Below are 22,672 nucleotides of genomic sequence, written 5' to 3'. Positions count from 1 at the left end.
GTTTGTACCCAAAAAGTAAAAATTAAAATGGAATTACTAAGCTTGATAAAAGAACAATTCACGCCAAATATTATTTCAAAAATTAGCACTTTTCTTGATGAATCAGATAGAAATACGAGTTTAGCCATCGATACTGCTCTACCAACAGTTTTAGGGGGAGTTATGCAAAAAGCATCAACAACGCAAGGTTTAACGGATTTACTAAGTATTATTAGAACGGGCGGCTATGATGGCACTTTAATCAATAATCTCAATATTGTGTTAAGTGAGATTTACTCAACAATTACTTTGGCTTCGATAGGAAATGGACTTTTAGGAAGTCTTTTTGGAGAAGGATTAGGTGATATTTTCAATGTAATTTCAAAATCAAGTGGCATTACAAAGACTTCAGCATCGACTTTATTGGGGCTAGTAACTCCTATTTTGGTGAATGTTATCGGTAAACATGTAATTCAACAAGGAATTACATCATCGGATTTGGGAAGTCTAATGGCGAGTCAGAAGGAATCTGTTTTAACGGCTTTACCAGCGGGCATTGATAAGCTTATCAATCTTGATAAATTAGACGATTTCAAGGGTAAAAAGCGTTTATCTTCGAATGTCAGCTTTGAAAATAATAATTCTAAACTTACTACATGGCTACCTTGGCTTTTGTTGGGAGGGATACTTTTAGGTGCATTGTATTATTGGAAATCTTGTAGGAATCAAGAAAATATACAGATTTCTTCTAAACTTATAATTGAAAGCAATGATTCTACTCAAATTGATGTAGTAAGCTCAATCAAAAAAACGCTTTCAACTGGAGTTATGTTGAACTTTGGTGAACAAAGTATTGAGAATGAATTAATAAACTTTATAGAAGACCAATCGAAGCTTGTCGATAAAACCACATGGTTTAATTTTAGAGCACTTAGATTTGAAACTGGTAGTGCTTTGATTGATTCAACTTCAATGCAGGAAGTAACAAACATTGCCGAAATTTTAAAAGCTTTCCCTAATGTGGAATTAAAAATTGGGGGCTACACTGATAATGTTGGTAAGGAAGAATTAAATCAAAAACTTTCGGCTGACCGTGCTTTTAATGTTGTAAAGGCATTAGTTGAGCAAGGGATTGATTCGAACCGTGTAGTGGCAGAAGGCTATGGCTCAAAATATCCAGTCGCTGCAAATGATACCGAAGAAGGTAGGGCACAGAACCGCCGAATTGCAGTGAGAGTAACAAAAAAATAGCATCAATTACTCCAAAATAACAACTAAAAACCTCTAGAAGGCTGCCTGTAAAGGTAGCCTTTTTTTATTGGTGAGTAAGATATATAAAACTTTTCCTAAGAAAAATACGTAATTAAATAATGATTGAGAATCGGCAGAACTGTATCTTTGTGGTATGAAATTACAAAATGATTTGTTATTACGTGCGGCCAAGGGTGAGCACGTTGAAAGAGTTCCTGTTTGGATGATGCGTCAAGCGGGGCGTATATTATCAGAGTACCGAGCTGTAAGAGAAAAGGCTGGGAGTTTCATTAAATTAGCTACTACACCTGAATTGGCAGCCGAGGTAACAATTCAACCCGTTGATATTTTAGGAGTAGATGCTGCTATTATATTTTCAGATATTTTAGTTGTACCAGAAGCTATGGGTTTGCCTTATGAAATGGTCGAAGCAAAAGGGCCAATTTTTCCAAAGGTAATTAAGAATAAAAAAGATGTAGAAGCACTAAAAATCAGTGAGCCAGAGGAAGATTTGGCTTATGTTTTAGATGCGATTGATATTGTGAAGAAGGAGTTGAATGGACGTGTGCCACTTTTAGGATTTGCGGGTGCACCATTTACTATTTTCTGCTATATGGTTGAAGGTAAAGGTTCAAAAACTTTCTCAACCGCCAAGAAAATGCTTTATTCAGAACCAAAACTTGCACATACGCTTTTACAGAAAATTACGGATAGTACAATTGCTTATTTGAAAGCACAAGCTAAACACGGAGCAGATTTAGTGCAAATTTTTGATTCGTGGGCAGGTATTTTATCGCCAGACCAATATCGTAAATTTTCTTTACCATACATTGCACAAATCTGTGATGCGATTGATGAAGTTCCAGTGACCGTTTTTGCCAAAGGAGCTTTTTTTGCCCGCAAAGATATGGCAAAACTAAATTGTGATGTGGTGGGTCTTGACTGGAATATGGATATTAAAGAATCTCGCCGAATGATTCCTAATAAAACTTTACAGGGTAATCTCGACCCATGTGTTTTATATGGTTCTTTTAAGGAGATTGAGAAAGAAACTAAGAAAATGCTGAAAGCTTTCGGTACACAAAAATATATTGCTAACCTTGGGCACGGCGTTTACCCTGATACAGACCCAATGAAAGTGAAATGTTTTATTGAAACTGTGAAGAGTTATTCTGCATAGTTGTAGGGTAAGTTTTCAACTTGTCGGTAGTGTAATAGCCTTCATAAAAAGTCCTACAAAATTTTGTAGGACTTTTTTATGAAGGCTATTTTTATCATCAAACCTTATCAGGAACAACGTAAGGTGCTCTGTACTTACGTGTAAGCATAGCGTTGGCTTCTTTATCATTGATAAAGGTTTCTTTGGTTGGATCAAATTTCAGGCTTCTTCCTAAACGATAAGAAATATTGCCTAAATGAGCTAAACTGGCCGCCAAATAACCTGTTTCGATTGGTCCATTAAGAAGTTTTTTATCACGAGCACGTACAGCATCCACAAAGTTTTTATAGTGGTCGCCACCTTCTTTACGTGCTGGGCCGGGAGTTCTGTCTTTACCCAAAAATGTTTTATAATCGTTATAGCCATTAATAACCATGTAGCCTTTATCTCCGTAAAAAATATTGCCAACTTCAATACCATCTTCTTTATTGGTCATCCACGGACGAACTTCAAATTGAATGACTTTCCCTTGCTTAGGATAATTGTAGGTTGAAGTAAGCACTTCTGGAGTTTCTTTGCAGTCATTCCAAAGATATTTACCTCCTGCAGAAGTAATTTCTTCTGGTAAGCCTACGTCTAGTCCCCACATACAAAGGTCAGTTTCATGGACGCCCTGATTGCCAATGTCTCCATTGCCATAATCCCAAAACCAGTGCCAGTTATAATGTACGTAGTTTTTGCTGAAATCACGTGTTTGTGCAGGTCCCTGCCACAAATCCCAGTTTAGTCCAGCAGGAACAGGCGATTTACCTTGGTCACCGATGTCAGGTCTCCACTTATATACAGTTCCACGAGCCATATAGACTTTCCCGATAAGCCCGTCTCTCAAATGTTTGATGGCTTCTTGCATAGCCACTGAACTACGAAGCTGTACACCATGCTGAACGATTTTATTGTATTTATTAGCTGCTTCGACTAACTTTTTCCCTTCATAAAGATTATGACATGCAGGTTTTTCTACATACACATCTTTTCCAGCCTGACATGCCCAAATGGCTGCCAAAGCGTGCCAGTGATTAGGGGTAGCAATGCTCACAGCATCAATGCTCTTATCTTCATAAACCCTTCGGAGGTCTTCTTCTGTGTTTACTTTTTTACCATATTTTTGTTCAAAAGCCTTAGCTCCATCTTTTAGTACTACATTATCAACATCACAGAGTGTAGCCACCTCTACATTATTTTGGTTCATAAAGCCCGAAATATGGTCTTTCCCACGGCCATTAATACCAATAACAGCAACCCTAAGGCGGTCATTTGCCCCAAATGCAGTGGCAGGAATAATGGTTGGAATAGCCATGACGGCGAGCGAACTTGGAACTGTTGCCTTGAGCATTTCTCGGCGGGTAAATTTTTTCATTGTTTGCTGAATTGTTTAAGGTTGAATAAAGATTAATGTGGAACAATTTTAGCACTTGTTCGTATGAAATTGACAAAACATAAAAAATTTCAAACGACCAATTTACTGACGCACAATATGTATACTTGTGCTACTGTTTTGCTCCAATAATTTGGTAAACTTTTCCGTCAGCTTTGGTCATGATGTACATTTCTCCTTGGGCATCAATGCCAAAATGTAGGTCAATTCTATCGCTTCCACAGAGATTTCTAAGCGTTTCGGGCTTACCATCTAATGTGAGTTTCCACTCTTTTATATTGGCTGTCTGCCCTTGCTTTAGGTCAGCTACATTTATGTAAAATAATCGTCCTGTTGGAATATCACCGAATAAATATTTGCCCTTTAATCCTGGAATTAAACTACCTGTATATTCGTATCCTCCTGTAATGGCTTTTGCCTCATCGTGGTCGAATGTAGCTACTGGATACGTTATATTAAATGCCTTATCATTACTCGGTAATGGGTAAACTTGATTCATATCGCCGTCGGTATGAATGACAAATTTCCCTTCTCGAATTGGCCAACCGTAATTATTCCCTGCTTCAATTTTGTATAAAGATTCGATATTGGCATGGCCAATATTTACTGCAAACATATCTCCCGAACTCATCCACATAATGCGATGTGGGTTGCGGAAACCACTAGCATAAATTTCCCTTAAAGCTCTTTTATTAGCTGATTTTACATAAGGGTTATTGATAGGAATACCATACTTACGATTTGTACTATTTCTACCTTGTGGGTCAATTCGTAAGATTTTCCCCCAAATACCTTCTTCTTTATTTGTTAGGAATGAGTAACCATTTTCGGCTGCCCCGCCATCACCAATGCCTATGTATAAGAGGCCGTAATCAGCATCGCCTTTATGAGCATAAGGATTAAATGCAATTTCTTGTACACCATGAATAACCGAGACCACATTTACTCGCATCATTTCACGAGGTTTTCCTGAGAAAACCCCTGACGATGGATTATCAATTTTCCATTCGGTAAGCACCCATTGTAAGGCAACTTTTATTGAATCATTGTAGCCGAAATCAGCTTTCGCTGAGCCTGTTTTTTCGCTATGTGTTGTGTAAAGTAGTCCATTCTTTAGAAAATCAGGATGAAACGCAAAACTTCCTAAACCCGATGCTAAACCTGGTTGATGAATGAAATTAGGCATTAATTGAGTAAAATCCATATAAACTACGGGAGTATTACCTTCCATTTTATATAATTTCCCTCGTAAATCATTCACAAAAAGCTGGCCTGTATTTGGATGTGGAGCAAGTTTTGTAATACGTGTAAGAGGATATTTCCTTTCTTCACTCGATGCTGGGAATTGCGTAAATTGTTTTACATCAATAACAAGATTCGATATTTGGATTGGTTCTGGAATTGGATTTTTTAGACCCTCACCATAATCTTTCTTTAAATTACTTTTGATTGGTTTTGTGGTGGCTAAATATTCTACAATTGCATCAATTTCGTTCTCTTGCAAATGACTAAACGAAGGCATGATAGCTTTTTTATACTTCAAATAGAGAGTAGTTGCCCGTTCGTCTCCCGCAGCAATCATATCTTGCGAGTTTTTGATGATTTTTTTTACCCAAGCAGGTGAAGTAATGCTAGTGATACCCGATAGTTTTGGACCAATGCCATCAGTCTTGATTTGATGGCAACTGGTGCAGTTTTGAGTAAATAACACTTGACCTTTAGCAACTGAAAGCGAATCTAATGTAGGTAAATAGACTCTAATTTTTGCAAAAGAACTCAGGTTTATGAGTAGAAAAAATAAGTAAATGATACTTTTTTTCATTTGTTTATAATTAAAGTTCATAATCTCGCAATCGTCAGACCACCATCAATCATAAACACTTGGCCGGTAGAATAGGGGAAGCCTCCTTTGGCTATTGCTGAGACAGCTTTGCCTATATCTTCTGGAAAGCCCCATCGATTTTGTACGGTGAGCCCATCGGCGATAAGTTTGTCATATTTTTCAGTGACACCCGATGTCATATCGGTTTTAATTACGCCCGGTCTGACTTCATATACTGGAATATTAAATTCACCTAGTCGAGCGGCAAAAAGTTGAGTCATCATACCTAAACCCGCCTTTGATACACAATATTCTCCTCGATTAACTGATGCTACTGTGGCTGAAATAGACGAAATTGTAATGATACAGCCATCAAAATCGCCGTTTGATTTCTTTTGCTCAATCATCCAATTAGCCACGGCTTGAGTTAAGAAATATGTACCCTTTAAATTTGTAGAAAGTACGTAATCGAAACTTTCTTCGCTGGCCAGCAAAATATCATTTCTTTCTTTGGGAGCCACTCCCGCATTATTAACCAATACATCTAATCTACCGAAATGATTTTTGATTTTTTGAAGCATTGCAGTCCGAGCTTCTTTTGAAGCTATATCGCCCTGGCAATAAATAACTTCTGCTCCGAGAATAGATAGAAAGCTCAAGACCTCTGTTACTGTTTCTTCGTCTCGCATGCCGTTAATGGCCAAATTAAAACCATTTTGTGCCAAATGTTGGGCAATTCCTAATCCAATGCCTCGACTTCCACCAGTGATAAACGCTACCTTTTTCATAGACCGTCTTTAATGGTTTTTAAAATTTCGGCGTGAGGATGATTTTTATAGATAGCATCTAAAGGAAAACACCCAGAATATAAACCATTTCGAGGGGCAGTTGTGCAGTCTGAAAAAGTACGACACAGTAATTTTCTTTGCGTTGGTCTATCATTAAGCATATCATCAGGCATTGTTGGATAAGATAATACCATTCTACCAAAGCCAACAAAATCAGCTTTATTATTTCGTAAAACGTTTTGTGCTACATTTGGCAGCCATTCTTGCAGATAAGAATAGCCAGAGCCAACAATGATTAAATCTGGAAAAGCTTCTTTTAAGCCTGCTGCTACATCAATCATGCGAGCTACGCCTGTAAGTGGTTCTTCAGGTGGTTGATAGCCATCTGATGGCGGAAATAGTGCTGGACGAATCAAATGAGGGTTATAATAAGGACTTGAAACCGTAATACAAATGAGCTGAATACCTAGGCTCTGTGCCAAGGCTAAAAATGCTTTAGGTTCTTCTAAATCTACATTAATGCCTGATTCGTCAGAGCCGAATGCATATTTGTAGGTTTCATTTGGTTTTAAGTCGGGTTCGCCTATACCAGAATCACTTTTTTTGAACGGAACAAAATCAATCGCACTCAAACGAATGCCCATTTCTAAACCTGGGGCAGCTTTTTTCACACCTTCAACGATATTTCGTAAAAATCTCGTACGATTCTCGAAACTACCACCATATTTGCCTTCACGGTCATAGGCACTCAGAAATTCATGACCTAAATATCCATGGCAATGTTTGATATCAATGAATTGAAAACCTGCCTTTTGAGCTAAAACAGCAGCCTTTATAAAATCCTCGATGAGGGAATCAATTTCATCATCAGTCATGATTGGATGCTCTTCGCTCAAATGAAATTTCTTGTCTAATTTTGGATGATTATAGAGAATTTTCGATTCAAACTTTGTGTTATCGTTTGGTTTACAGAAACGACCAGAGTGAGTGAGTTGAAGACCAACCACTAAATCATCGGCTGTGCCAAATTTTTCGGTATGTTTTTCAACTACCAATTTGTAGAGATTCTCATATTCAGAGAAATTAGCTTCATTAATAACCAACTGACGCGGATTGGCTCTTCCTTCGTGAGATACAGCCACTGCTTCACAACCCCAAAGAAGTTTTGCTCCACTAATAGCAAAATTTTCCCAACGACGCTTTGTGAGGTCACTTGGGCGACCATCGGCTGTACCATCCCAACCTTCCATGGGTAAAATAGCCAAGCTATTACCGATTTTCTTGCCAGATTTTAAGGTAATATTTTTTCTGAAAGGCGATGCGTCTCCTGTAATTAAGTCATCATCAAAGTCAAGTTTTACCTCATTTGTCTCCAAATAATTTCTCAAATCCTGAGCTGTTTTGAGTTGAGCTACTCTTGTATATTTAGGTTTAAATTTTTCTGCCATTTTTTTATTATTTTAAATCGCGAACAGAATGTTCGCCCCACAATTCTTACAAACAGTTATAAAAAGTATAATAAGGCTCCTGATTGATGAGTTTTTGTACATAAAGAGCTACTTCTCTGAAATGATAATCGCCCCACATACTTGATTCACCATTGGCTATTCTACTACCTTCAGGCACATAATCCCATCCATTTGGTTGATGATAAATGGAATGTAAAAGCAATCCTTGATGATTTTCTTTTGTGCTTAGATACGGTTCATCTAATAGCGTGTTTAAAACTGTTAGACCAGTCTGCCAGTATTTTCTACCGTTTTCGGTATCGCCTTTTCTCATTAAATATCTACCCAAACGTAATAAGCCTTGTGAGCCAATGGCTGCTGCTGAGGCATCAACTGGTTCGTAATCATTATAAGGATTGGCTTTTTGTCCGAGATAATCGCCTAATTTATACAAGTTTGGTGCACCAGTATCCCAATAAGGTACGCCATCAATTGGGGTATGTTCGAGGTAGAAATCGCAAGTGGCTTGAGCTGCTTTAAGCATATATTTTTCAATATTTGCACGGCCTCCAAAGGCTTCAAGTTCGGAGTCATCAAGGGTTTCAAGAAATTCTAACTCTTCAGGAAATCCACACATGGCCCAAGCTAAACCACGGGTCCAAGTACTGAATCCGGTATAGCCTTGTTGAGAATTAGGACAACGAAAATTACCATCTTTCACATTGAAGACGCTTTCGTGGGCTGTTCTTCCCCAAATATCATAAGAATCTCTACCTTCGCCGTAAAACACCGAATAATCAGCGGTAGCTTTGATGTGTTGTAATGCTCTATCAAGAAGGTTTATTTTTATGTCGTTTTCGGCTTGAAATACATGACCTAAACGATGGCTCAAAACTAAGGCACGGCAAGAACGAATAGTATCAACAAAAAGAGAATGGGCTCCATTGAAGGAGTGAATGTAACCACCATTTTTTATTGGAGTCCAACGGCTTGCTTGTACAGCCCCTGAAATTTTAAGTGCTAGTTCATAGAAGTTCTTTTCCCATTCATTGAACGTAATTTTGCCTTCACGCATCAAACGCAATAAATTACCATAAGTGCTTATGTTGTTAAAGCCGTGGTCGTGTACGCCAATGTGGCTTACATGAGGAGCCATTACTTTTAAGGTATTTTTACGCCCAATTTCAAGGAATTGTTCATCGCCCGTAGCATCAAATTGCAAAATGGCTGAGCCAAACTGAAAGCCCTGCGTCCATTCTGTCCAACCACGAGTGGTATATTCACCTTTCCGAGTAAATACTGGAGAGCCCTTTGAAACATCGTAGTTGTTTTCAATTGCATGAATTTTCTTGCCTGAAAGCTCCCAGAAGGTAGCAAGTTTTGCGGTTAAATCAGATGGTTGTAGGTTGAAATCAATGTTAATCATCTTAATAATTTAGTGTTTTAAAGAACGGCACAATTTAGAAAATTGTGTTACGCAAGCCATGTTTTTAGAAGTGTTAAGTCTTTTTTCATGGCCGCAAGAATGTCTTTTTTATCTATTTTTATGTTTCTTAATCCATTTTCGGCTCCACCCAAGTCGTATTCAAAATGCATCGTCATTGGTACTTTGATGTTATACTGTTTTAGTAAACCTAAAAACTTTGGCCAATCTACAATCCCTTCACCGAGTGGGCAGCCTTCTTTGACTAATTTGCTATTCTTCAGCACCCATTTAAAATCCTTGATAGCCAATGTTTTAATATAAGGAGCAATGATTCGGAAACCAGTTTCCCAGTTTGCACCATTTTCGGCAGTAGCATGATTTACATCATATTGGCAACCCAAATAAGGAGAATCAATAGACTTGAATATGGGTTGAATATCCCAAACGGCAGCTCCAAGATTTTGCCCTCCGTGGTTTTGATACTCCCCTGATATTTTGTGTTTTCGATTAAGTACCTCTACGCTCTTCATTTGGTTTTTAAAGTTATCAACCTGCATCAAGATGTCCTGCTTCATATCTAAATGATACCAGCCCATTCGATAGTGCTCAATTTTCTGTTCACTGGCAGTTTTTATAACGCGTTCGGCTAAGGCATCGCCTTGTAAGATACTCGTTACAATCATCGGAATTTGCAGTTTTGCTTTCTGGGCAGCAGCTACGGCTTTAGGCAAATCTATTTCAACTTTTTCGGGTAATACGTGCCCATCGGGACGAACCGTTAGGTCGATTCCATCGAAACCCATTTCGGCGATAGTATCGGCTAATGTATGATAGTCTTCAATCCAATGAAGTGTTTTTGAAAATACACTAATGGAGTGATTGGTAAGGGGTTGTGCAAAAAGAAAATTAGTTTTTGCTAAAATAGTACCAGTTAGGCTTGTTGCTATAAAATTTCGTCTGTTCATGCTTAAAGTTAGTAAAACAAACGAAAAATAATGGTACTAATCTTATTAAAATTTTAATTATTTTGTGAAGTAGTTTGAATAAAAAATCCCTCTACAAACTTGGTGTAGAGGGATTGGCTTTTGGGCAAGAACAATTATCTTTAACGGTTAAAGGCAAGTCTTTTTCCTTTATTTATTTCATCGAATTTACCATTCGCAAACGCAATGTTTCCTGATACAATTGTGTGGCTAACTTTCGAACCAAACTCAGTACCTTCAAATGGCGACCATCCACATTTTGCATAAAGACTATCTTTGGTAACAAGCGTAGTATCGTTTAAATCAACCAATACTAAATCAGCCCAGTAACCTTCTCTGATATAGCCTCGGCGGTCAATCTGGAAGCAATCTGCCACTGCATGCGACATTTTTTGAACGATTTTTTCAAGCGAAATTTTCCCTTGTTTATAAAATTCGAGCATTACATTTAGTGAATGTTGAACCAGTGGAAGTCCGGCAGGAGCTTGCCAATAAGATTGTTGTTTTTCATCCCAAGTATGTGGAGCGTGGTCGGTTGCAATTACATCAAAGTGGTCGTCGAGCAGAGCCTGTAATAATTTTTCACGATGGCCATGTTTGATTGCTGGATTACACTTAATTTGATTACCCAAACGACGATAATCATCAGCATCGAACCATAAATGGTGCACACAAACTTCAGAGGTAATGTGTTTGCTATCATTTAAAGGAGCATTGCTAAATAATGATATTTCGTCAGCTGTAGAAATATGCAAAATATGTAATCTTGTTTGATGTTTTTTTGCTAATTCAATCGCCATTGCTGATGACTTATAGCATGCTTCTTCATTGCGAATAATGGCGTGAATATCATACGGAATGTTTTCGCCATATTGTTCCTTATACTTCGCTAAATTAGCTTTAACGGTAGCTTCGTCTTCACAATGTGTAGCAATAAGTGAAGGGAAATTAGAGAATATTCTTGTCAATACATCAACATTATCAACCAACATATTGCCCGTTGAACTTCCCATGAAAATCTTTAAACCACACACATTTTTGATGTCAGTTTTCATGGCTTCATCATAATTATCATTCGATGCTCCCATGAAAAATGAATAGTTGGCTATTGAAGTTTGCGATGCAATTTGATATTTATCTGCTAGTAAAGTTTGTGTTAGTGCATTAGGTACAGTATTGGGCATTTCCATAAAACTGGTAGTGCCACCTGCTACTGCTGCACGAGCCTCTGTGGCGATAGTTGCTTTATGAGTCAGGCCCGGTTCGCGGAAATGCACTTGGTCGTCAATCACACCTGGGAGTAGATATTTACCAGTTGCATCAATTACTTTTTTTGCAGCAAGATGTGAAAGATTATTGCCTATTTGCTCAATAAAACCATCTTTGATGAATATATCAGCTGGCGTAATTTTGCCTTCATTAACCACTAAGGCGTTGAGTATTAGAATGGATTGTGACATTGGAAATCTTTGATAGAAAACGGATTATGTTATTTTTTCAACAAGGCAAATTCTTTAGCAAAATAACTCAAGATGATTTTTGCACCTGCTCGTTTGATGCTCAAAAGCATTTCGAGCATGGCTTTTTCTCCATCGAGCCAGCCATTTTGTGCAGCAGCTTTAATCATAGCATATTCGCCAGAAACATTATAAGCAGCAATAGGTAAATCGAAGTTATCAGCCATTGTTTTAATCACATCCAAATAAGAGAATGCTGGTTTTACCATCAAGAAATCAGCACCTTCTGCCACATCGAGCTGACCTTCAATGAGTGCCTCACGCACATTGGCGGGGTTCATTTGATAAGTTTTTTTATCACCGAATTTTGGGGCAGAATCTAGGGCATCACGGAATGGACCGTAGAATGCACTAGCATATTTCACCGAATAAGACATAATACTCACATTCGTAAAGCCTTCATCATCAAGGAGTTCACGAATGTAACCAATGCGTCCATCCATCATATCAGAAGGCCCAAGAATATCGGCTCCTGCACGTGCTTGAGCAAGGGCCATTTTGCCTAAAATATCGAGTGTTTCATCGTTGAGAATTTCGCCATTTTCTACCAAACCGTCATGGCCATCGCTACTGTAAGGGTCCATAGCTACATCAGTCATAAGGGCGATATGCGGGAATTTTTCCTTGATTTCACTCAATGCTCTTAAATATAAAGTATCAGCTTTATAGCTTTCTGTGGCATATTTATCTTTTTTCGATTCTGGATAATTCGGGAAAAGGCAAATTGATTTTATGCCTAAATCAGATACCTCTTTCATTTCTTCTAAAAGTGTATCTATCGAAAAGCGATAAATATTGGGCATTGATTTTATCTCGCTCTTAATTCCCGAACCTTCCATGACAAACATTGGAAAGATAAAATCATCTACCGAAAGGGTAGTTTCTTGTACTAAAGCCCTGATGGCAGCACTTTTTCTATTTCTACGTGGGCGACTGATTAGCATTTGTATTCTAAATATTTTAAATTTTAATGAGCTTGGTTCTGACAGGTTAGAAACCTATCCTACTTAAAAGACTTAAATTATACTGCAAAGTTCGTCAAGAAAACGGTAGGATTTTTAAGAATTGATTATAAAAATTATAGGTAGTATCTATAAAATAATCTAATGACCAAAGTAAGGTGTTTGAGAGCTTATTTATGCCCTAAAGCCTCTCAAAAATTCTTCAATTCCCATTCGTTTTTTGCCTTCGAGTTGCAATTCTTTGATTTTTAAATACTTATCGGCTGTTTTGAAGTCGAGAAAAGATTTGCCATCGGTTTTAAAACTTCCAATCTCTAAAGAATCATCGGTCACCTCGCCAATTTCAGTTTTATAAATTTTGCATGATTTGTCATTTAGTAATGCCCAAGCAGCAGGATAGGGCGAAAGTCCTCGAATAAAATTATGCACCTTCTCGGCGGGTTGATTCCAATTGATTTGACAAGTTTCTTTAAATATTTTTGGAGCAGATTTTAGTTCTGCACTCATATCTTGTGGTATTTGTGGGTAATTGCCCGCTTCTATGGCTTCCACCGTTTTGACCACCAAACCAGCACCGATTTCCATTAATTTATCGTGAATGGTACCTGCGTTATCATCAGGTAAAATAGGTGTTTTTTCTGCGAAAATAATATTGCCCGTGTCTATTTCGTGTTGTAAGAAAAAGGTTGTAACGCCAGTTTCAGTTTCACCGTTAATCACAGCCCAGTTGATTGGAGCAGCACCACGGTATTGGGGTAGGAGTGAACCGTGTAAATTGAAAGTCCCGAGGTGAGGCATATTCCACACCACTTCGGGCAGCATTCGAAATGCAACAACAATTTGTAAATCAGCTTGATAACTACGTAGTTGCTCTAAAAACTCAGGATTTTTTAGCTTTTCTGGTTGTAGTACAGGAATCCCCTTAGAAACCGCGTATTTTTTTACGGGTGTTTCGTTCATTACCAAGCCTCTTCCCGAAGGTTTATCGGGTGCAGTAATGACTGCAACTACTTCTTTACCACTTTCTACCAATGCTTTAAGACTCGCAACCGCAAAATCGGGCGTACCCATAAAAACTATTTTCATCAGATTTTCGTTATAAATAATGTGGTCTTAAAAATCACTTGATTTTTAAAAAAACTTTGTACCTTTGTTGCTCAAAATAAGCAAATGAAAAGAAAACGAACAAATAAAGTACTATTTCATCCGAAAATAAGATAGTTTCTGGAATAAAAATTGATTTTACTCAGAGACGGTCGAAATTTTCGCCGTTTTTTTTTGTCTCACCCCTAAAGCTTAGGGGTTTTTAAATTTTAAAAAACTATGTCTAAAATTCAATATTACACAGAAGAAGGTTTCAACAACCTAAAAAATAAACTGCATGAATTAAAAACTAAAGGTCGTGCTGATATCGCACGCCAAATTGCTGAGGCTCGTGATAAAGGTGACTTGTCGGAAAATGCAGAATATGATGCCGCCAAAGATGCACAAGGATTGATGGAGATGGAAATTTCGAAGTTGGAAGAGGTGGTAGCTAATGCTCGTATTTTAGATGAATCAACGATTGATACATCAAAAGTTTCGTTATTATCGAAAGTGAAAATCAAAAATAAGAAAAATGGTGCCTTAATGGCCTATACATTGGTTGCAGAAGAGGAAGCTGATTTAAAACAAGGAAAGATTTCAATCAACTCACCATTTGGAAAAGGTCTTTTTGGTAAAAAATTAGGAGATACTGCCGAAATTCAAGCTCCTGCGGGCGTGGTTGAGGTAGAAATTTTGGAAATTACGCGATAGTAGTTTTTGATGAGTGAATATAAAAGATATTATTGTGGCACGCCTAAAGGTGTGCCACAATTTTTTTAAGCAAATTTATCTAATTGCTTCACCACTACGCTAAAGTCTTTCGGATAGGGGGCTTCTACCCTAATAGTTTCGCCATTCAAAAGTTTGAAAGTAAGTGAATGGGCGTGCAGAGCTACTCTTCGGATAAGCGGTAATTCTTCTGTGCCGTTTTTAAGATTAAATTTCTTACTCTTGATTTGTGAAAGAAAAATATCGTTCCCTCCATACATGGGGTCAGAAACAATAGAAGCTTTCAGGCATTGTAAGTGTACCCTAATTTGGTGCATGCGACCAGTAATCGGAATACATTCTACCAATGTAAAGCCACGGTAGGCCTTGAGGGTATTGAAAATGGTTTCGGCGATTTTCCCCTTTTCACGGTCAATTCTTACTCCAGTTCCATCTCTTAATTGAGCAATTGGAAGATAAACAGAAACTCCTTCGAAATCATGAACACCATTAGTAATGGCATGGTAGCGTTTGGTTACTTCACGAGCCTCAAATTGCATAGCCAAATGACGGTAAGCCGCAGGATTTTTGGCAATAGCCAATACACCAGAAGTTTCTTTATCAAGTCGATGACATAATTGGGCATCATGTGAGTATTCTTTAGCTAAACGTAAAATACTCTGTGGAGTGCTGCCCTGACGTTTATCTTGGGTACGTTCATCAAGGCTTGAAATATATGGGGGTTTATTGATTAAGATATAATCTTCGTTTTCGAAAATTATAATATCTTTAAAATCAACTTTCTTTACTGTTTCTTTTATTTTGGGTGTTTCTGGTTCATCGAAAACACTAAAATCGAAGTCGTATTCCATCAAATTGTAAATTTTTCTGCAAATTTACTCATTATCAACCGTTGTTTCGGTAGGAATCTCTAATATTTTGGTTAATTTGAATTTAAAAGTAGTGCCCTTCTCTAATTTACTCGTAACAGTAATTTTTGAATTGTGAGCGTTTAAGATGTGTTTCACGATGGCAAGGCCTAAACCTGTGCCTCCTGTATCACGCGAACGGCTCTTATCTACTCGATAAAAACGTTCGAAAATTCGTGCTAGATGCTCTGGTTGAATTCCTGGACCATCGTCTTCAACCGATACATGGAAATGCTTCTTATCCTCTTCAATTTCGACCACAACTTTACCGTTGTCTTTTCCATACTTTATGGCATTATCAACTAAATTAGTTAATACTTGCGTAATTCTTTGCTTATCAGCTTTGACTAGTGCTTTTTCAAGGGTTTTAGGCTTAATTTTTAGTGTTACACCTCTGCTTTGTGCTTTATACTCCAGTTGTTCGAAGATTTCCTGCGTAATAATCTTTAGGTCTATTTGCTCGAAGTGCATTTTTAAATCACCTTTTTCTACCTGTGAGAGTGTCACCAAATCTCTCACTAAGGCATCAAGGGCATCAATGCTTTTTGCCGCACGATTGAGGAAGCGGTCGAGCGTTTTAGGGTCATCTTTAGCTCCATCGATGAGCGTATGAATAAATCCTTGTGCCGAAAAAATAGGTGTTTTGAGTTCGTGCGAAACATCTGCCAAAAATTCTCTTCTGTATTGTTCCATTCGTTTCAATTCCTCAATTTCGTTTTGTTTTTTAGTCACATAAGTAGAAATTTCAGAATTAAGTTTTTTGATGGGATTGACACTTTTGATGAGCGATTTTCGAGAGATATCAAAATCACGAATTTTAAGTTTCTGAATGGTTTTGTAAATCTGTTCTACTTCTCGAAAAACCAAAATATCAATGGTATAAAATACAAAAAAGAAGGTAGCAAAAAAGCAAGCTACGCCAACTACAAAAAGCATGGCGGCCGTTACTTCGGGAACAAAACTTAAAAACGCAATCGAAACTAGGGTGATGAGAACCGCAAGAAAGAATGCAATGATTCGAGGGCTAAATGACATTTTTAGGCAATTTTACAATATCAAAGGCAAATGTAATTGATAATTAATAATTTACCATTGAAATTTAAGCCTCATCTGTAAACATATAACCAACTCCTTTGAGGGTTTTTATGTAGTTTTCGCCTACTTTTTCACGTACTTTACGAATGTGCACATCAATTGTTCGCTCAACTACGTACACATCAGCACCCCAAATTTTTTGCAGTATTTCGTCTCGACTAAACACTTTATTAGGGTACTGAGCAAGGAAAAATAATAGTTCGAACTCTTTTTTAGGCAAAACAATTACTTCTCCACTACTTTTGGTTACAGTATAGTTCAATTTATTGATACTTAAACCTGCAATTTCGAGTGTATCGCTTGGGTCGGATTTTTGAGCTTCACGTCGGAAAAAGGCATTGATACGACTCATCAAAGCACGAGGTTTGATAGGCTTATTGAGATAGTCGTCGGCTCCAAGTTCGAAGGCTGCTACTTCAGAATATTCTTCTGAGCGGGCAGTTAGATAAAGAATATAAGTATTTTTAAGTTCAGGCATTGAGCGAATCATGCGGCCAACTTCAATTCCATCGAAGTACGGCATCATAATATCGAGAATCACTAAATCGGGGAGAAATTCCTTGGCCATTTCTATGGCTTTTTTACCATCTGATGCAGAGGCTACTTTATAGCCTTCTTTTTCGAGATTATAGACCAATAGTTCTACAATATCGGCTTCGTCGTCAACTACTAAAACACGGTGAGCAAGACTCATAAGTAGTAATGTTATTTGTCGGTGTAATTTACTGCTGCAAAGGTAAGGTTAAAAAAACGTTAGGTATATTAAGCCAATGTTAAATCTTAGCCGACGAGGTTATTTAAGTCAAAAATTATGTAATTATTAACAAAAAAGCAATTTTTAGTGAATATTTTTATGAAAGATGATTAGTTGAAAATTACTATTATTTACAAAAATTGTATGAATTAATACTAAGTGGGTATCTTTGTAGTTAAAAAAATATTAGGAAATGGGTTTAGAGATTGAAAGAAAGTTTTTAGTGAATCATGCCAAATGGGGCGAGGCAGATAAACCGCAGCGTGAATTTTATCGACAAGGATATTTGTTGACAGACCCCAATAAAACAATAAGGGTTAGAGCCACTGATACAAAGGGCTTCATGACTATCAAAGGAAAATCAGAAGGAGCTACGCGTACGGAATTTGAATACGAAATTCCAAAAGATGAAGCCATCGAATTGCTTGATTTGTTTGCAGTTTCTGACCTAACGAAGTATCGGTATAAAGTTGTATTTGCTGAAAAACTTTGGGAAGTTGATGTGTTTTTAGGAGAAAATGAGGGTCTTATTGTTGCAGAAATTGAACTACAAAATGAAGATGAAATGTTTGAACTTCCAGAATGGGTTGAGGAAGAAGTGACAGGCGAGAAAAAATATTATAATTCAAATCTATCAACTTTGCCTTTTAGAAGTTGGTAAAGTCTAAAGATGAAATGGAAAAATTAATGGCACGCTGATAAAATATTATCTCAACGCTGTTTTTTGCAGCTGTACGTACATCTGCGTGCCATTTGATTTTTCATTTCTCAATCTTCAAAATACCAAAAGCATCTGGTCGGTGAAAACGTGGCACAGAGCCACTCATAGTTGAGTTCCAGCATAAGTACGCACAAGTAGCAGGTGTACCTTTCCAATCTGCATTACCGTGCGATTTTAAAGAAATAATGCGGTAAAAATTTATCCGAAAATTATCTTTTTTTCCACCTAATAATGCCCACGGAATCTGCATTTTACCTGACCATGAATCTGATGTTTTACTTACAGAATGTATAATCTTCGCCTCTTCGTGTGAAACAAACTGACAACTTTGAGGTGCTTCTTTGCTTGGGTTTTCAATCCAACCTGCAAAAAGTGCGTTGTTGGGGTTTATTTCTAATTCTAAATATCGGGTTGGTATTTCTGTTCCTTCAGCAATAAAAATTTCAAAAACTTCTTGGTTATACATTTCACTATTGTGTTTTGTATAAGTATTTTCTCCCACAAAAGGGTTTTGTAAACAACTGAATTCAATACTCAAATAATCTTCATCTGCTTTCAACTTAACATCGGTTATTTGTTTGGTCTCTTTGCCATCGGTAGCATTTTTAAAGTGTGTTTCTTGAAGTTTAGTCCAAGTATTCTTTTTTAGAGTAATGGTAGGGGTAGCTGTCATAGCAAATAAAATAATGTATAAAAGATGGAGCATAAAATAGATGATTTTACCAAACATAGGTTGCTACAGCCCCTGCTACAAGGCTGGTTGTAACTTGTTTGTTGTGATAACGAATATTAAATTCTTGCGTTTTATCACCTTCATTTTGAACAATAAGAACTGTTTTACCAGAAGGTGTTTTAAAAGCCACATTGGGCAATGACATCGTAATATTTGAAGCAATTCGAACGGAGTTTGGACGAACAAATTTTGAAGCATGAGCAATGATGTAGTATGCTGGGTTTCTAACCACATCTGAGCCAATCGTTAAAGCACCTAAACACTCAGTACAACCTCCCTCTGTATGCGGATTTTGCTTAGGGTCGGCAGCTACATTCCATTGCAAAACTGTTTTACACCAATTCCTTGAAGCTCCAATGATTAGGTTACGGATATGCCATGAAAAATCTCCAGCGAAATTTCCCGGAGCACCAATCCATTGCTCGGTGAAATACAAGTTTTTATCGGGATGTGCCTCGTGTACACTTCTGATGTTTTCTACACTTCCTCCATATAAATGAAAGGCCGAGCCGTCAATAAATTTACGGGCTTCTGTATCATTCAATACACTTATTGGGTAATCTGGTCGGTCGGCGTTGTGATCATAAATGATGATTTTGGTTGGAAGTTTGGCTTGTTGAAAAGCTGGTCCCAGATTTTTCTTGATAAAATTAGCTTGCTCATCTTGGGGCATCAATAAGCTTGGATTATTGCCTGGGTGTAGTGGTTCGTTTTGAATCGTGATGGCATCTATCTTAATACCCTCTTTCTTCATTTCCTGAACATATTTAACCAAATATTGGGCATAAACACCAAAATACTCAGGTTTTAGACTTCCACCCTTAGAGTTATGGTTTGTTTTCATCCAAGAAGGTGGCGACCACGGCGAACCCAAAACTTTGATTTGTGGGTTAATGCTCAAAATTTCCTTCAAAACTGGAATGAGGTGTTTTTTATCTTCAGCCAAACTAAATTTTGTTAATTTAGTATCTGTTTCTCCAGTAGGAAGGTCATCGTACGAAAAAACGTGGTCATCAAGGTCAGATGCCCCAATGCTTATTCTTAAATAACTCACACCAATATTATTCCCATCGATAGCAAATAATTCTTTTAAAATTTTCGCTCTTTCAGCAGCCGGCATTTGGCTTAAAAGTAGTGTACTCCCACCCGTAAGAGTATAGCCAAAACCATCCATTTTCTGAAAAGTTTTGCTATCATCTACATAAATACTGGGCGAAGTATTGCTAATTTTGCTAAAAGTTAGCGTATTTGATTGCTTTTGGAAAAGTACTGATTTGTCTTTATAGGTGAGCCAAGTTTCAATATTTTGGGCATTGCTTTGGAGTGCCCATGCACAAAGCAAAAGAGAGTAGAGTTTTTTCATCGTAGTTTTGTTTGAGTATTGAATAGGTGTGCAAGTTACATAAAATGCTTATTTTTTGAAATTTATCCAGTAAAGCTATTGAAGAAAGAATTGATGGTTTCACTTACAAAAAAGTGAAGTACCTAATACAGGCACCCCACTCTTACCAAACCAATTAAATTTGAAAATCTTCACTTACTGTCGGCTTGCTACCTCTCTTTTGGGTAGGGCTCTTTTAGGCTTTGTTTTTACAATTTTCGCTCGATTGGGTACTTTCTTTTCTTTTATAGTTTCTTCTTTTAGTTGTATTGCTGGAATTTCTACAACATCTGCATTGGGAGCGGCGGCTACTACTTCAGTTTTTAATTCTTGGGCTATTGTTTGGGGCTCAACACTTTGAGTAGGTGTAATTTCTACTTTAGGAGTCAAATTGGCCATTTTCGCTACTTCATCAATGCCACTTTGTGTTTTAGATACTTCACATTGCTTAATTGCATCATCAATTTCTTTGTAATTCCAGCCATCTGCTTTCCCTTGTTCGTAGAGCGAAATGGCTTTTTCAAGCATAAGATTTACCTCTTTTGCAGAAGTTTGTTTCAATGCTAATTTGTGCCAATAAGTAGCTTCTTCGATTGACATTTGAGCTAGCATCGGAGCATGAAAGTCATCGGGATTTATTTCGAGTAATTCTCTTAGCTTGGTTTTGGCATCATAGTATTGTTTTGATGCTTTTAAATCTAAGAACTGTTTGGTTAAGGCAATCGCCTGATTGCAACGTTGGGCAAACTGATTTTCGCTTAGATTTGTACCATAAAGATTACGGTATAAAAAGAAAGCATGGTAATAATCGCCTTTTTTGAAAAGTTCGTCGGCATAAGCACGGTGAGTTTGAGCAAAGCTTGCAAAGGGCAAAAGTAAAGCCCAAAGAAGCACACGATTCATGGTTCTAAAGTACTTGTTCATTGTCTATTTTTTATGGGAATTAAGGGATAGAGCAAGTCAAGGTCTAATCATCGTGTAAAAAGGGAATTTTCGGTTTGAATAATAAGGGTCTTTGAAGTAAAAACGGAGAGAAAATAGACTTATTGTGAAGGAATAAAAAAATCCCCCTTCGAGATGAAGGAGGATTTTGCTTAAATTTTAGTTAAGTGCATGAGTGTCGCTAAGCCCCTAATGGTTCGGCGGGTTGTTCCTTTAATAAAAACTTCACCAGCAATCTCTGCTACGTGTTTTTCACGGTCAACGGTCATAACCGTAAATACCACTTCATAGTCAGTATCAACAAACATCGGAAAAAGATACTCGGTTTCTTGCTTCATATATATTGAACCTTCACCCGGAAACTCCATACCTAAAATACGTGTAAAGACACTACTACTGAGGTGCCCATGTATTATCGGACGCTTGAAACGAGTAGTAGCGGCATATTCGGCATTGAGGTGTAATGGGTTTTTATCGCCAGTTACTTCGGCAAAATTAATAACATCTTCTTGCGAAAAGCGGAATTCGTGGCGGTAAGTATCGCCTATTTCTAAAAGCATAAAAAATTCATTTTTATTGAATAATCGCCAAAAATAGCAAAAAAAAAGCCACCCCAAAAGGAGTGGCAGATTTTATTGCCCAATCGGGCATCAATCAAAAGCTATGTGTATTGAGTAATTTCGAATAGATAATTTATTTAATCAGATTAATATTCATTGCTGGGGTTGGAGCTTCTACACCCTGTGCATCAAATTGGCGTTTGATGTTTTCTTGCATGAAATAATAAACATCCCAGTAGTGTTCGCTTTTGCACCAAGGTCTTACATCAAATTTAATAATGCCTGTTTCCAAGCAGTTTACCAATACATCTGTTTCTTTACTTTTCAAAACCAATGAGCAGCTATTAGCTACCTCGTTTACCACTTTTTTTACCTTATCAATACTTTCCGAACCCGCTACATTGAATTGCATATCTACTCTAATTTCCCCTTGTCCAGAAATATTAGTGATTGGGCCAGAAGTAATGGAGCCATTCGGAATAATAATTTTTTTATTATCTAAAGTTTTCAAAACCGTAGTAAATACCTGAATTTCTTCTACTTCGCCCGTAAAACCTGCTGCTGAAATTAAATCACCGACTTTATATGGTTTAAAAATTAAGACTAAAACACCACTAGCAAAGTGGCTGAGGCTTCCTTGTAAAGCTAGACCTACTGCTAAGCCAGCTCCTCCGATAAGGGCTACAAATGAGGTAGTTTCAATGCCAAACATACCCGCAACCGTGATTAGTAATACAACTTTGAGAAGTACGCTAATAATTGAACCTAAGAAAGGAATCACGCTCTCATCTACATGGCGATTTCGTAAAACTTTTTGTAGCAAATTTGAAATCCATGAAATTAATTTTAAGCCTATAATTAAGGTAATGATGGCTAGAAGAATTTTAGGGGCATAAAGCAAAGCCATCGACAAGAATTGGTCGGTATATTTATCCATAAATAGCAAAAATTGTTTTATTATGCTATTATGACTTTAAGTGCTCAATGAAGTAA

21 protein-coding genes are annotated in these 22,672 nt (G+C 37.4%); 4 read left to right on the top strand and 17 right to left on the bottom strand.

Going from position 1 to position 22,672, the window contains the following annotated elements; all coding sequences use genetic code 11:
• Positions 1-27 precede the first annotated feature (27 nt).
• Together EMTOL_RS04110 and hemE are read left to right on the top strand one after the other, a co-directional pair.
• Entirely contained in the window at positions 28-1,230 is a 1,203-nt protein-coding gene (locus EMTOL_RS04110) for an OmpA family protein (RefSeq protein WP_015028006.1), read from the top strand.
• Positions 1,231-1,384: 154 nt separating this feature from the next.
• The gene (hemE, locus tag EMTOL_RS04105; protein WP_015028005.1) at positions 1,385-2,410 is read left to right on the top strand and encodes a uroporphyrinogen decarboxylase; all 1,026 of its coding nucleotides are present in this window, start codon (positions 1,385-1,387) and stop codon (positions 2,408-2,410) included.
• Positions 2,411-2,507: 97 nt separating this feature from the next.
• On the opposite strand, the gene EMTOL_RS04100 is transcribed toward hemE, so the two are convergent.
• From EMTOL_RS04100 to fmt, 9 genes are all read right to left on the bottom strand, one after another.
• Positions 2,508-3,806, bottom strand: a complete 1,299-nt coding sequence (locus EMTOL_RS04100) for a Gfo/Idh/MocA family protein (RefSeq protein WP_015028004.1) — start codon at positions 3,804-3,806, stop codon at positions 2,508-2,510.
• 130 nt (positions 3,807-3,936) lie between these two features.
• Positions 3,937-5,646: a PQQ-dependent sugar dehydrogenase gene (locus EMTOL_RS04095; protein WP_305953171.1), complete on the bottom strand. Its 1,710-nt coding sequence runs from the start codon at positions 5,644-5,646 to the stop codon at positions 3,937-3,939.
• 17 nt (positions 5,647-5,663) lie between these two features.
• On the bottom strand, positions 5,664-6,434 hold the full coding sequence (locus EMTOL_RS04090; protein WP_015028002.1) for a 3-ketoacyl-ACP reductase: 771 nt from the start codon (positions 6,432-6,434) through the stop codon (positions 5,664-5,666).
• Positions 6,431-7,882, bottom strand: a complete 1,452-nt coding sequence (locus EMTOL_RS04085; RefSeq protein WP_015028001.1) for an oxidoreductase — start codon at positions 7,880-7,882, stop codon at positions 6,431-6,433. The genes EMTOL_RS04090 and EMTOL_RS04085 overlap by 4 nt, the downstream gene beginning before the upstream one ends.
• Before the next feature lie 46 nt (positions 7,883-7,928).
• Positions 7,929-9,308: a glycoside hydrolase family 88 protein gene (locus EMTOL_RS04080; RefSeq protein WP_015028000.1), complete on the bottom strand. Its 1,380-nt coding sequence runs from the start codon at positions 9,306-9,308 to the stop codon at positions 7,929-7,931.
• 47 nt (positions 9,309-9,355) lie between these two features.
• Entirely contained in the window at positions 9,356-10,273 is a 918-nt protein-coding gene (locus EMTOL_RS04075) for a sugar phosphate isomerase/epimerase family protein (protein ID WP_015027999.1), read from the bottom strand.
• 140 nt (positions 10,274-10,413) lie between these two features.
• Positions 10,414-11,751 carry a dihydroorotase gene (locus tag EMTOL_RS04070; protein ID WP_015027998.1) on the bottom strand — a complete coding sequence of 446 codons (1,338 nt, stop codon included), beginning with the start codon at positions 11,749-11,751 and terminating at the stop codon, positions 10,414-10,416.
• A 29-nt stretch (positions 11,752-11,780) separates the two neighbouring features.
• Positions 11,781-12,752 (bottom strand): porphobilinogen synthase, encoded by a 972-nt coding sequence (hemB, locus tag EMTOL_RS04065; RefSeq protein ID WP_015027997.1) that lies wholly within the window; start codon positions 12,750-12,752, stop codon positions 11,781-11,783.
• A gap of 192 nt (positions 12,753-12,944) precedes the next feature.
• Entirely contained in the window at positions 12,945-13,856 is a 912-nt protein-coding gene (fmt, locus tag EMTOL_RS04060) for a methionyl-tRNA formyltransferase (RefSeq protein WP_015027996.1), read from the bottom strand.
• Between the two features lie 237 nt (positions 13,857-14,093).
• On the opposite strand from fmt, the gene greA reads away from it, so the two are divergent.
• The gene (greA, locus tag EMTOL_RS04055) at positions 14,094-14,567 is read left to right on the top strand and encodes a transcription elongation factor GreA (protein WP_015027995.1); all 474 of its coding nucleotides are present in this window, start codon (positions 14,094-14,096) and stop codon (positions 14,565-14,567) included.
• A gap of 65 nt (positions 14,568-14,632) precedes the next feature.
• Here the strand turns inward: greA and EMTOL_RS04050 are convergent, their stop codons facing one another.
• The 3 genes from EMTOL_RS04050 to EMTOL_RS04040 form a co-directional block, all read right to left on the bottom strand.
• Positions 14,633-15,436 carry an RluA family pseudouridine synthase gene (locus tag EMTOL_RS04050; RefSeq protein ID WP_015027994.1) on the bottom strand — a complete coding sequence of 268 codons (804 nt, stop codon included), beginning with the start codon at positions 15,434-15,436 and terminating at the stop codon, positions 14,633-14,635.
• A 24-nt stretch (positions 15,437-15,460) separates the two neighbouring features.
• On the bottom strand, positions 15,461-16,528 hold the full coding sequence (locus tag EMTOL_RS04045) for a sensor histidine kinase (protein WP_015027993.1): 1,068 nt from the start codon (positions 16,526-16,528) through the stop codon (positions 15,461-15,463).
• Positions 16,529-16,592: 64 nt separating this feature from the next.
• On the bottom strand, positions 16,593-17,282 hold the full coding sequence (locus EMTOL_RS04040) for a response regulator transcription factor (protein ID WP_015027992.1): 690 nt from the start codon (positions 17,280-17,282) through the stop codon (positions 16,593-16,595).
• 253 nt (positions 17,283-17,535) lie between these two features.
• Between EMTOL_RS04040 and EMTOL_RS04035 the strand changes: the two genes are divergently transcribed.
• Positions 17,536-18,003: a CYTH domain-containing protein gene (locus EMTOL_RS04035; RefSeq protein ID WP_015027991.1), complete on the top strand. Its 468-nt coding sequence runs from the start codon at positions 17,536-17,538 to the stop codon at positions 18,001-18,003.
• 100 nt (positions 18,004-18,103) lie between these two features.
• On the opposite strand, the gene EMTOL_RS04030 is transcribed toward EMTOL_RS04035, so the two are convergent.
• From EMTOL_RS04030 to EMTOL_RS04010, 5 genes are all read right to left on the bottom strand, one after another.
• Positions 18,104-18,769 carry a carbohydrate-binding family 9-like protein gene (locus tag EMTOL_RS04030; protein ID WP_015027990.1) on the bottom strand — a complete coding sequence of 222 codons (666 nt, stop codon included), beginning with the start codon at positions 18,767-18,769 and terminating at the stop codon, positions 18,104-18,106.
• 13 nt (positions 18,770-18,782) lie between these two features.
• Positions 18,783-20,159 (bottom strand): glycoside hydrolase family 30 protein, encoded by a 1,377-nt coding sequence (locus EMTOL_RS04025; protein ID WP_015027989.1) that lies wholly within the window; start codon positions 20,157-20,159, stop codon positions 18,783-18,785.
• A 174-nt stretch (positions 20,160-20,333) separates the two neighbouring features.
• Positions 20,334-21,101 (bottom strand): hypothetical protein, encoded by a 768-nt coding sequence (locus tag EMTOL_RS04020; protein WP_015027988.1) that lies wholly within the window; start codon positions 21,099-21,101, stop codon positions 20,334-20,336.
• A 170-nt stretch (positions 21,102-21,271) separates the two neighbouring features.
• Positions 21,272-21,679 carry a MaoC family dehydratase gene (locus EMTOL_RS04015; protein ID WP_015027987.1) on the bottom strand — a complete coding sequence of 136 codons (408 nt, stop codon included), beginning with the start codon at positions 21,677-21,679 and terminating at the stop codon, positions 21,272-21,274.
• A gap of 133 nt (positions 21,680-21,812) precedes the next feature.
• Positions 21,813-22,616 carry a mechanosensitive ion channel family protein gene (locus EMTOL_RS04010; RefSeq protein ID WP_015027986.1) on the bottom strand — a complete coding sequence of 268 codons (804 nt, stop codon included), beginning with the start codon at positions 22,614-22,616 and terminating at the stop codon, positions 21,813-21,815.
• Between the last annotated feature and the right edge of the window lie 56 nt (positions 22,617-22,672).

It is taken from the genome of Emticicia oligotrophica DSM 17448, assembly GCF_000263195.1.
GTDB lineage: Bacteria > Bacteroidota > Bacteroidia > Cytophagales > Spirosomataceae > Emticicia > Emticicia oligotrophica.
This window is presented reverse-complemented; position numbering and strand designations above follow the sequence as displayed.